This window comes from Croceitalea sp. W27 (assembly GCF_055693185.1).
The window spans coordinates 2,909,766-2,921,776 of sequence record NZ_CM146327.1; the positions used below are offsets into that span (position 1 = coordinate 2,909,766).

The following is a 12,011-nucleotide window of genomic DNA, read 5'->3' on the forward strand; positions in this document are numbered from 1 at the left end:
ATCATTCGATTATGTCTGCAGTAGCAAACGCACAAGTTGACGATCACGCACACGATGATCATGGACATCATCATAAAGAAACTTTCATAACCAAGTATATCTTTAGTCAAGACCATAAGATGATTGCTAAGCAATATCTTATTACCGGTGTTTTGGTTATGGGCTTTATTGGTATTGCGATGTCATTGTTATTTAGAATGCAGTTGGCATGGCCAGGAGAATCTTTCTCCGTTTTTGAAGCCTTTTTAGGTAAATGGGCCCCTGAAGGAGTTATGGATGCCGATGTGTACTTGGCGTTGATTACGATGCATGGTACCATTATGGTATTCTTTGTACTCACAGCAGGGCTAAGCGGTACGTTTAGTAACTTATTAATTCCGTTGCAGATTGGTGCACGTGATATGGCCTCAGGATTCTTGAATATGCTTTCTTTCTGGATGTTCTTTGTATCTGCGGTTATCATGGTGATTTCATTATTTGTAGAAGCTGGTCCTGCGGCAGCTGGGTGGACGATTTATCCGCCTTTAAGTGCCTTGCCAATGGCCCAACCGGGTTCTGGTATGGGTATGACCTTATGGCTCGTATCTATGGCTATTTTTATCGCCTCGTCACTTTTAGGTTCGCTGAATTATATCGTAACCGTAATCAATTTGAGAACCAAGGGGATGTCTATGACAAGACTTCCATTAACCATATGGGCTTTTTTCGTAACGGCGATTATTGGGGTGATTTCTTTCCCTGTATTATTGTCGGCAGCCTTATTGTTAATTATGGATAGAAGTTTTGGAACGTCATTCTTCTTATCGGATATATTTATTCAAGGTGAAGTATTGCACTATCAAGGTGGTTCGCCAGTATTGTACGAACATTTATTTTGGTTCTTGGGCCACCCTGAGGTTTATATTGTATTGTTGCCTGCTTTGGGTATTACATCTGAGGTAATGTCAACAAATGCGAGAAAGCCAATTTTTGGGTACCGTGCGATGGTAGCTTCCATTTTAGCTATAGCATTCCTATCAACAATAGTATGGGGCCACCATATGTTTATTTCGGGGATGAATCCTTTCTTGGGCTCAGTATTTACATTTACAACCCTATTGATTGCGATACCGTCTGCGGTAAAGGCATTTAATTATATAACGACATTATGGAAAGGAAATTTGCAGCTCAATCCTGCGATGCTTTTTTCAATAGCATTGGTGTCAACATTTATTACGGGTGGTTTAACCGGAATTATTCTGGGAGATAGTGCATTAGATATTAATGTGCACGATACGTATTTTGTGGTAGCGCATTTCCACTTGGTAATGGGTATATCAGCGCTCTATGGACTTTTTGCCGGGGTATACCATTGGTTCCCTAAAATGTTCTTTGGGCGAATGATGAACAAAAATTTAGGTTACGTGCATTTCTGGGTAACTGCTATTTGTGCCTATGGGGTCTTCTTCCCGATGCATTTTGTGGGTATGGCAGGTGTTCCTCGTAGATACTATGAGAATACCGCTTTCCCGATGTTCGATGAGTTAACAGATGTTCAAGTATTAATGACGGTATTCGCGTTAATCGCCGGTGCTGCCCAGTTGGTATTTGTATACAATTTTATAAGAAGTATTTTCTACGGAAAGAAAGGACCTCAAAATCCTTGGAAATCGAATACTTTAGAATGGACGGCTCCACAAGAACATATTCATGGTAACTGGCCAGGTGAAATACCTCATGTACATCGTTGGGCTTACGACTATAGCAAAACCTATGAAAACGGTGAATATATTATAGAAGGACAGGATTTTGTTCCTCAAGACGTGCCATTACAAGAAAACGAAGAAGAGATGAATCATTAAGATAATCTCGTTTAAATAGTATAAAAAACCCAACTTTTTGAAGTTGGGTTTTTTATTTGGTTAATTTGGCATAGATTTTTCTTGATATGGAGTGGATGACTTTTTTTAAAAAAGTGTTTCTAATTTTATATCGGAGAAGTAAACTTTATGAATTATGAAAAAACTAATTGTTCTTTTAATAGTCTGCGTTCCAATTTTTTTACAGGCGCAAAGAAAGCCAAAGATTAAAGGAAATCGTTCCGTAACTGAGGTTAGGGAAGACCTTCCGGCATTTAATGCAATCGAGTTGAATGCTAATCTCGATATTGAACTAAAGAAGTCTTTTGGTGAAGGCTATGAGATTACCGCTGATGATAACTTAATAGATGTATTAAAGTTTAAAGTGGAAGATAGTACCCTTGTAATATCTGCCTTTTATGATATTACCGCAAAAAAGAAACTCGAAATCACCGTAAACTATAAAGAGCTTAAGGCAATTACCCAACGTGACGGTAAAATAACAATGCTTGATGTATTATCGACAGATAATCTATACGTAAATGCCTTTGGTCCCTCAAGGTTGTCTTTGAAAGCTAGTGCATTTATTGCAAGTTTGAATATGGAAGATACCAGTAAAGGAGATTTTAATTTAGATGTAGATTCTTTAAATGTAAGTCTCAAACATAGATCTGATGCCACGGTGTATTCGGTAAGTAGCGCTAAGAATATTGAATTGCTCAATACCGCTTCTTTGGATATTGAGGGAACAACAGATTCCCTAAACCTAAAGATGTTCAATAACACCAAATTTACCGGCCAAAAATTAGAATCAGGGACAGCTAAAATTAAGCTTGAAGAATCTGCCAGTGCTCGAATTAATGCCTTCAGGGAAATAGAGCTAAAGTCTAGAGGTAGCTCCAAAACCTATCTTTATGGTGACCCAAAAATTTCAATTTTAGAATTTATGGATACCTCCCAATTGATTAAAAAGAAAGATTAGTTGGCAATTGGCGCAGTAACTAAATGTTCAGGTATTCCGAAACCTTCGACCAATGCATGGGCATGAGGCCTAAGTTCTGTGCTTAAACGTTCAACGCGCTGCCTAATAGCTTTTGACTTGGTGCTGCTTAAGTAGCCCTGTTCCAGATACCAGGCGGCATCTTTTCTAATAATACTTAGTGAATGTAGGGCGCCAACTTGCAGCAATAGGTTTTTATATTTTCCTTCTGGTAAATCGGTTATAAACTCATAGTACCATTTTATCGATAATACTTCGCTGTAGGCTTTACCAACTTCTAGTAAATGGGTCTGAACCTTTAAAAACGCCTGATAACTTGGCACTCCCTTTTTAATATAGCCACGAATTCGCATGGCGGCCGTATCCGTTAGCCTACGTAACCTATAGTCCATGGCATGCAAATGAAATTTTGGATTGTATAGATGGTCTTTGTCCGTCTTGTTGCTATATGCAGGATTTATAGTGGCCAACTTATCGGAGAATCGGTCTCTTAATAATTTAAGAACGCTCACAAAACCACCGGCATTGAGTTCAGATTTAAAATCAGATAAGACCCCTTTGGCCGCTAGTTGTAGTAATACGGTATTGTCACCTTCAAAAGTGGTAAAAATATCAGTGTCGTTTTTTAAATCGCCAATTCTGTTCTCTAACAAATAACCTTTACCTCCGCAAGCTTCCCTACATTCTTGAATTGTTTCGGTGGCGAACCATGTGATACAGGCTTTTAATCCGGCAACTTGAGTTTCTATTTTTCGTTTATCGTTAGAAGTGTTTTGTGCATACTCTTTCATTGCTTTTTGCAATACTACGTGATAGACGTAGCTAGTGGCTACTTTTGGGATTAAGCGTAACTGATGCGTAGGATAGTCTAGAAGTAAGTCTTCTTGTACTTTTAGGGAATCATTGAACTGTCTGCGCTGCAATGCATGTTTTATGGCAACGGTAAGTGCCATTTTTGATCCTGCTAAAGCTCCTTTAGCAACGCAGATACGACCACCTACCAAGGTGCCTAACATGGTGAAAAAGCGCTTGTTCGGATTTTTTATTTCAGACTCATAATTACCATCGCTGTCGATACGGCCATATTTATCCAAAAGGTTGGCGACGGGTACTTTTACTTGATTGAACCAAATCTTACCATTATCAACCCCATTTAAACCTAGTTTATAACCATTGTCTTTTACTGTTATCCCTTCTAAAACCTCATGTTTGTCATTTCGAAGTGGTACTAATATAGCGTGTACTCCCCTGTTTTTTCCATTGACGATAAGCTGTGCAAAAACACTGGCCATTTTAGAATCTAATGCGTTGCCTATATATTCTTTGTTGTCATTTTTGCCAGGAGTATGTATTACCAAAGCTTTCTCATTATGAATATAGGTGGCCGTTGTCTTAATGCCGCGAACGTTACTACCATGGCCAGTTTCAGTCATAGCGAAGCAACCCAGTAAATTAGTTTCACCTGTAGCTTTTAAATACTGGTCATGATGGCGTTTGCTTCCTAAATTGTGAATGCTGCCGCCAAAGAGTCCAAATTGTACTCCAAACTTAATAGCAAGGCTACCATCGATAAACATTAAGTGCTCAAAGATAGAAGCGTAACATTCCATATTATCTTCGCCGCCATAGGCTTTTGGATAGGCTAGTGCTCCCCAACCATTGGCCGCGAGCAATTTTACCTGAGATAAGACTTTTTCACGTGCTTTTTCCTTATTGGTTTCAATATTCCAATTAAAGGTGTCTTGTTTTAAGAATGTTCTAAACGTATTGATTTTCTTTAGAAAAGGTTTGTTTAAAATGGCATCGATTTCAGCCCCATTGTAAAAATCGGAGAATGGCTGTTGTATCACCTCAACATTAAAAAGGTGGTTGTAATGATTGGGTTGAATACCGAGATTTAGTTCTATTTGCTTCAATAGTTCGTTGCTGCTACATGAGTTGCAATAGAAATTAGCAACTTTTCGCGCAAACGCCTCAAGGGGAAATGCCTCACTTTCTATAAGGGTAACACCACTATTTGTAATTAGTTGTTGCCATTGTTTTATTTCTTCATTTTGGGGCGGATTGGATTTATCGAGCCATGCACCAAGTTGTTTCTTATCCTCATTATTTAAAGAATCATCTTCTTTTATGGCGGTTTTTACAACTTCGATTTCTGAGGCAGATAATAAATCGTCTGACCAGATTACATAGAAGAAAGGAATGTAAGGTAAAATGCTATTGCTATACTTGTTTAAATCCATACAATGAAAATACGATAATTACTCCTATTGAATATTGGTTTTGTATTTGAAAATCTTATAGCCTAATTACTTTATATTTGTTAGGTATGAACGAGAATCTTGATCCGACACCTGATAACTTTTCGCAAGAAGAGCTCGATATAGAAAGAGCTTTAAGGCCTATAACCTTTGATGACTTTACGGGCCAAGAGCAAGTACTTGAAAACTTGAAAATTTTCGTGCAGGCTGCGAACCAAAGAGGAGAGGCATTGGATCATACTTTATTTCATGGCCCACCAGGATTAGGAAAGACTACGCTTGCCCATATTCTGGCAAACGAACTAGGAGTAGGAATAAAAATTACTTCAGGGCCGGTTTTAGATAAGCCGGGGGATTTAGCTGGTTTACTCACAAATCTCGATGAACGTGATGTATTATTTATAGATGAGATCCATCGGTTAAGTCCTATTGTAGAAGAGTATTTATACTCCGCTATGGAAGACTATAAAATTGATATCATGATCGAGACAGGGCCTAACGCCCGAACGGTACAGATAAATCTTAGCCCATTTACCTTGATAGGGGCAACCACAAGATCTGGGTTATTGACTGCCCCAATGCGAGCTCGTTTTGGAATACAAAGCAGACTTCAATATTACGATACAGAACTCTTATCTACAATAGTAGAACGAAGTGCCGAAATTTTAAAAGTGCCCATTACGAATGATGCAGCTATAGAAATTGCAGGAAGAAGCCGAGGAACCCCTAGAATATGTAATGCGCTCTTGAGAAGGGTGCGTGATTTTGCACAGATAAAAGGCAACGGGAATATTGATATGGCCATTTCAAAGTTTAGTTTAAAAGCCTTGAATGTAGATGCTCATGGTTTGGATGAAATGGACAATAAGATTCTTACCACGATTATCGATAAGTTTAAAGGAGGCCCTGTTGGTATTACTACCTTGGCAACTGCCGTTTCTGAAAGTGCAGAGACTATAGAAGAAGTTTACGAGCCCTTTTTAATTCAACAGGGTTTTATTATGCGAACTCCCAGGGGTCGTGAAGTAACAGAACTTGCTTATAAACATTTAGGCAGAATAAAGGGCAACGTACAAGGAGGATTGTTTTAAATGAAAAAACTGCCCCAAGTATCGGTGATAAAAGTTCTTTGGAACAGTCAGCAAATTTTAAAAAACCCGCTTCCGTTTCATAAAGTAAATTTTCAAAAGCTTGGAGACACCTTTGAGATTACAACACTTGGTGATGGAAAATTGGTTTTTTCAAGAAGCCCTCGGTTTATTAAAGAGGTATTGCAAAAGAAGCACAAGTCTTTTTCAAAATCTAGGTTGCAGACCCGTGATTTGGCCAAATATATCGGTCATGGCCTTTTGACTTCTGAGGGAGAACATTGGCGAACGCATCGCCGAATGATTCAACCGAAATTTCATTTAAAGAATTTAAGGTCGCTAATACAGATAATGTTCGAGGCTATTGAAAAAGAACTCGACCATATTTTAATTGCTAACGAGCAAGATATTTTTGGGTTAATGGGCGATGTGGCATTTCAAGTAGTCGCAAAAAGTCTTTTTAGTTCACTTGAGATAAGTGATCGAATTGCCAAGTTCAAGGCAATAACCGAAGAAAATCAGATGATGCTCATTCGAGAAATGAGACAACCTTATTTAAAATGGTGGTTTAGGGTATCGGGCAAAATCAATGGAGCATTAAGAAAATCATCCACTGCACGAAATATTCTAAATGAACTTATTGAAGAGCGAATTGATAGCGGTCAACGAAGTACTGATTTGCTAGATATGCTCTTGGAAGCTACTTATGAGGACGGAAGTAAAATGCCCAGAAAACAACTTATAGATGAGTTGTTCATACTATTTAGTGCTGGTTACGAAACTACAGCTAATGCACTTTCTTTTACCTTATGCTTTCTTGCTCAAAACGCAGAATTACAGGAAGAGCTGTTTAAAGAAATAGCAATGTTGAATAGTGATTCAATTGAAATTGAAGATCTACAAAAATTAATGCTGACGCAATCTTGTATTAATGAAGCAATGCGATTATATCCGCCCGCCTATTTTATTGATCGTGTGGCAACCGAAGAAGTTGAGATAGACGGATACCAATTAAAAAAAGATACACTGGTATTACTTTCAATATATGAGCTCCATCGATATGCAAATTATTGGGAAAATCCAGAAGATTTTATAGGCTCTCGTTTTAAAGATATAGAAGGTAAAGAATACACCAACTATTTCTATCCTTTTGGAGCTGGCCCAAGAATGTGCATTGGTAATGCCTTTGCTACTTATGAAATGATTATGGTAGTGGTAAGCCTAATCAAGAAATATAGAATTTCTACTAAAATGGACTGCGTAGAAATTAACCCGATGATTACCTTAAAACCTAAAGAGGTGAAACTTAGTTTTCATAAAAGAAAAGCCTAAGTAAACGTACTTAGGCTTTAAATTTCAGGGTATTCAAATTATTAGCTCAATATAGCACTCTCATCTGAAAATTTCTTGTAACTAAAGTAAATTGCGGCAACAGCAAAGGTTACTAAAGATAGCAGCATGGCCGCATACATACCAATATTTATAGTGCCGGCCATAATCTCTTTTACACCAAGACCTATATTCAGAACCGGGATAAAAACCGTAGCCCATGTAAACTCAATACCTGGCATTAAGGCCATAACCAATGGAATGATGATAAGGATAATTATGGGTGAAGCTTTACTCTGTGCTTCTTTAAAAGTTGAAGCTCCGGCTACTAAAGAAATTATTAGTCCTGCAAGGAATAATGAGAAAGGAATCAGTAGCAATAAAATCATAATGATAGATTGCGGATTCAACATTTCAGTAAGGGCCACTTTAAAAGTATCGGGAATATCATCTATAAAATTTAGACCTATAATTAATCCTGTTAGGTTTAAAAGCGCTGGAATAAAACCTAATAAAGAAGCTACCACCGCCTTGCCCATGAGCACAGAGAATTTAGAAACGGGCAGTGATAAAGTGGTTTCTATGGTTTTACGCTCTTTTTCGCCAGTAACCAAGTCTATAGCTGCCAAAAGGCATCCACCCCACATCGTTAATATAAAAATGTAGGGAATAAAACCACCAACTCTTTTACCGATAAGTTCTTTTTGTTCGCCGACCTCTTTATAGGTTTGAATCATTGGAGTCATTTTCTCTACAGGAATTTGCAGTTTTGAAATTCTTTCCTCCTTTAGTTGTGCATTGTAAACTTCCATAAGTTTAGAAACTCGTCCATTTACATTGTCCTTAGTGCCATTTCTATGCACCAAAACTTCAGCGACATCAAGACTATCCATTTTTTGTTGCCAATCTTCTGGAAAGACCAGGGCAGATTGTATAGACCCATCATTGATCAAGGCTTTAAAATCTTCTGTGCCATCATACATCGTCACTTTATTTAAAGTGTCGTTGGCAACTAGTTTTACGAAATCTTGAGGTGCATTGACCAAGCCAAGTTTTACCGTTTTTTGTTGATTGCTTTCCTGAATCATTTGGCTGACCTTAATACCCCCGAACATTAGTATGGGTATTAATAGTGTAGGTAAAACGATAGAATTTATTATGGTCTTTTTATCTCTAAGAAGCTCGGTAAGTTCTTTTCTTATAATTATAAATAAATCTCTCATTTTATGCTTCTTTTACTCGGTTAATGAATTCTTGGGTAAGATTGTCTGCTTTCATCTCTTTTTTAAAGTTGTCAAAAGAGTCGTTAAAAATTATCGATCCTTTGCTAATAATGGCAAGATCATCGCATAGCAAATCAACTTCGCTCATAATGTGAGATGAGAAAATAACGGTTTTGTTATTTTCCTTAGATTCTCTAATAAGTTCAATAATGCTGTCGGCCGTAATTACATCGAGACCAGAGGTAGGTTCGTCAAAAATTAAAACCTCAGGATCATGTATAAGTGTTCGGGCTATAGAAACCTTTTGTTTCATACCAGTGCTCATTTGCCCCATTCTTTTTTTACGAAACTCATTGATTCCCAATTTTTCAAAAAGATATTCTTTACGCTCCGTATACTTTGGCTCTGGCAGTTTGTAAAGCTTGCCAAAAAAATCTAAAGTCTCATCAGGATTCAATCGTTCGTAAAGTCCGGTAGAACCTGTTAAAAAACCAATCCGCTTTTTCACCTCGTCGTTGCCTTGAGAAATATCAACATTGTCAACAACTGCATTGCCAGAAGTTGGGTTGATAATTCCGGCAATCATCCTTAGTGTGGTGGTCTTGCCCGCGCCATTGGGCCCTAAAAGAGAAAAGATTCGCCCCGGTTTACATTCGAAAGAAACATTGTTTACCGCATTTACGGTGACGGTCTCTTTTTTAAAACCTTTACCTGTTTTTGTGGTGAAAGATTTTGTGAGATTATTTATTTGTATCATGTCGTTGGTTTAGAAGTATACACCTGTTAGTAACAAAAACTAAAAAATGTTACATGTTCTTTTACAATAGTTTTAATAAGGGTATGAGCAATTTCTTCTTTTTGATAATTGTATTTTAGCTAATGCCTATATGCGGCATTTATGATCTCAAAAGAAGCCTATTCAAAAAAGATTAAGGAAGAAGCCAAGCGCTTGGGTTTTTTGTCATGTGGTATCTCTAAAGCTGAATTTTTAGAAGAAGAAGCGCCACGACTCGAAGAATGGCTCAATAAAAATATGCATGGCGAAATGGGGTATATGGAAAACCATTTTGACAAAAGACTTGACCCTACGAAGTTGGTCGAAGGTTCAAAGTCCGTCATATCATTAATACTTAATTATTATCCAGAGGAAAAACAAAACCTAGATTCCTATAAGATTTCTAAATATGCATTTGGGCAGGATTATCATCATGTTATAAAATCTAAACTAAGACAGCTCCAAGAATTTATTTTAGAAGAAATAGGCGATGTACATGGTCGTGCATTTGTTGATTCAGCTCCTGTCTTAGATAAGGCATGGGCAGCAAAAAGTGGTTTGGGTTGGATCGGTAAACATAGTAACCTTTTAACACAGCAGGTAGGTTCATTTTATTTTATTGCAGAATTAATCGTAGATCTAGAATTGGAGTATGATACCCCAGTTACAGACCATTGTGGCACATGTACTGCTTGTATCGATGCTTGCCCCACAGATGCAATAGTAGCGCCTTATGTGGTTGATGGTAGCAAATGCATTTCGTATTTTACCATAGAGCTGAAGAACGAGATACCTAATGAATTTCAGGGAAAATTTGATGACTGGATGTTTGGTTGTGACGTTTGCCAAGATGTCTGCCCTTGGAACCGGTTTTCTAAACCGCATAACGAACCACTGTTTAATCCTAACCCCGATTTGCTTTCAATGACAAAAAAAGACTGGGAGGAAATCACGGAAGACGTATTTAAAAAGGTTTTTCAAAAATCTGCCGTAAAACGCACTAAGTTTTCAGGTTTACAACGCAACATCAAATTTCTAAAGTAGCAATAGCATTAACGAAATCGTTTTCGTTGTCAAATTCACTTTTTTAAGATTAAAAAACTATCAAAACATCAAAGATTATAGTATATTGAAAGGATATATTAATTAAGGCAAGCAATGTATTGTCGCTCAATTTAATATCCAAACCAACTATGAAAATCAATAAACCTAAATTAAGTTTCTGGCAGATATTTAATATGAATGTCGGATTTTTAGGAATCCAGTACAGTTTTGGGCTGCAGCAGACAGCAATTAATCCAATATTCTTATACTTAGGAGCCCCAGAAGAAATGCTGCCAATTCTCAATATCGCCGGTCCCGTAACAGGTTTGGTGATTCAGCCCATCATAGGGGCAATGTCCGATAAAACATGGTCGCCAAAATGGGGTAGACGCAAACCTTATTTTTTAATTGGCGCTATTATAGGAAGTTTGTGTTTGTTTGCTTTTCCAACCAGTCCGGTATTATGGTTTGCGGTGGGTCTACTTTGGATTCTAGATGTCGGAAATAACATGGCCATGGAGCCGTATAGAGCTTTTGTTGGAGACAAACTCCCTGAAAAACAATTGAGTTTGGGGTATCAAATGCAAAGTCTTTTTGTTGGAGCCGGAATATTATTAGCAAATGGATCTATAATTCTTTTTCAATATTTGTTTGGCGATGAGTCTGTAGAAACTGCAGGTTCTATTCCTCAGTGGCTATATTACTCATTTTACATTGGGGGTATTCTTTCTATAACGACAATTCTATGGTCAGTATTTAAAACACCAGAGATTCCACCATCAGATGAAGAACTGGCGGAAATTAATCATGATAAAAGCCAGCCACTGGGTAAACGAATAGCCAAACCCTTTGCAGAAATAGCACAGGCGATTAAAGATATGCCCCGCTTCATGTGGAAAATTGGAGCGGTGTATTTGTTTCAATGGTATGCCCTATTTATTTACTGGCAATACATCACGCCTCTTTTTAAGCTTACAATGGATTTTTCAACTTCTGAAGCAGCAGCGCAATCTGCCAAAATGAGCACAACATACAATATTGTGACTATGGTGGTGGCTTTAGCTTTGGTGCCATTAACCTTGAAGTATGGTGGAAAAAAAGTGTATGCTCTCAGTTTAGTGGGCACTGCTTTAGCTCTGTTCGCTATACCTTTTATAGACGATTCTCTATTAGTTCTTGCTCCAATGGTATTATTTGGTATTGGCTGGGCTGCAATGATGGGTATTCCATATACTATGGTGTCCAAAGTAGTTCCGCAAGAACGAAGAGGGGTTTATATGGGAATATTGAATATGATGATTGTAATTCCAATGGGGATTGAGACCTTAACTTTCGGACCCATCTATAAGTATCTGTTAGGAGGTAGTGCGGTTAATGCAATACTTTTTGCAGGAGCATTCTTTGTAATTTCTGCAGTTCTTGCCATGCGCTTAAATGTATCTAAAGAGTAATT

General features: G+C 37.7%; 9 protein-coding genes. 6 read left to right on the plus strand and 3 right to left on the minus strand.

Translation table 11 applies throughout. The features are described from left to right. The first annotated feature begins 11 nt into the window (after positions 1 to 11). Together ACZ1GR_RS13185 and ACZ1GR_RS13190 are read left to right on the plus strand one after the other, a co-directional pair. The gene (locus tag ACZ1GR_RS13185; RefSeq protein ID WP_377767976.1) at positions 12 to 1,841 is read left to right on the plus strand and encodes a cytochrome c oxidase subunit I; all 1,830 of its coding nucleotides are present in this window, start codon (positions 12 to 14) and stop codon (positions 1,839 to 1,841) included. A gap of 154 nt (positions 1,842 to 1,995) precedes the next feature. Then, a complete protein-coding gene (locus ACZ1GR_RS13190; protein ID WP_472609413.1) occupies positions 1,996 to 2,820 on the plus strand; it encodes a GIN domain-containing protein in 825 nt (274 codons plus the stop codon). Here the strand turns inward: ACZ1GR_RS13190 and ACZ1GR_RS13195 are convergent. Next, the gene (locus ACZ1GR_RS13195; protein WP_472609414.1) at positions 2,817 to 5,081 is read right to left on the minus strand and encodes an acyl-CoA dehydrogenase family protein; all 2,265 of its coding nucleotides are present in this window, start codon (positions 5,079 to 5,081) and stop codon (positions 2,817 to 2,819) included. The genes ACZ1GR_RS13190 and ACZ1GR_RS13195 overlap by 4 nt on opposite strands. A gap of 86 nt (positions 5,082 to 5,167) precedes the next feature. Here ACZ1GR_RS13195 and ruvB point away from each other — a divergent pair, with 86 nt between their 5' ends. Both ruvB and ACZ1GR_RS13205 read left to right on the plus strand, forming a co-directional pair. Beyond that, positions 5,168 to 6,190 carry a Holliday junction branch migration DNA helicase RuvB gene (ruvB, locus tag ACZ1GR_RS13200; protein WP_377767979.1) on the plus strand — a complete coding sequence of 341 codons (1,023 nt, stop codon included), beginning with the start codon at positions 5,168 to 5,170 and terminating at the stop codon, positions 6,188 to 6,190. Beyond that, positions 6,191 to 7,519: a cytochrome P450 gene (locus ACZ1GR_RS13205; RefSeq protein WP_472609415.1), complete on the plus strand. Its 1,329-nt coding sequence runs from the start codon at positions 6,191 to 6,193 to the stop codon at positions 7,517 to 7,519. It abuts the gene before it with no gap. A 41-nt stretch (positions 7,520 to 7,560) separates the two neighbouring features. On the opposite strand, the gene ACZ1GR_RS13210 is transcribed toward ACZ1GR_RS13205, so the two are convergent. After that, positions 7,561 to 8,739, minus strand: coding sequence for an ABC transporter permease (locus tag ACZ1GR_RS13210; protein ID WP_472609416.1), 1,179 nt, complete (start codon positions 8,737 to 8,739; stop codon positions 7,561 to 7,563). A 1-nt stretch (position 8,740) separates the two neighbouring features. Then, positions 8,741 to 9,496, minus strand: a complete 756-nt coding sequence (locus ACZ1GR_RS13215; RefSeq protein ID WP_472609417.1) for an ABC transporter ATP-binding protein — start codon at positions 9,494 to 9,496, stop codon at positions 8,741 to 8,743. 141 nt (positions 9,497 to 9,637) lie between these two features. On the opposite strand from ACZ1GR_RS13215, the gene queG reads away from it, so the two are divergent. Further along, the gene (gene queG / locus ACZ1GR_RS13220; protein ID WP_472609418.1) at positions 9,638 to 10,558 is read left to right on the plus strand and encodes a tRNA epoxyqueuosine(34) reductase QueG; all 921 of its coding nucleotides are present in this window, start codon (positions 9,638 to 9,640) and stop codon (positions 10,556 to 10,558) included. Between the two features lie 149 nt (positions 10,559 to 10,707). Continuing rightward, positions 10,708 to 12,009, plus strand: coding sequence for an MFS transporter (locus ACZ1GR_RS13225; RefSeq protein ID WP_472609419.1), 1,302 nt, complete (start codon positions 10,708 to 10,710; stop codon positions 12,007 to 12,009). Positions 12,010 to 12,011 lie beyond the last annotated feature (2 nt).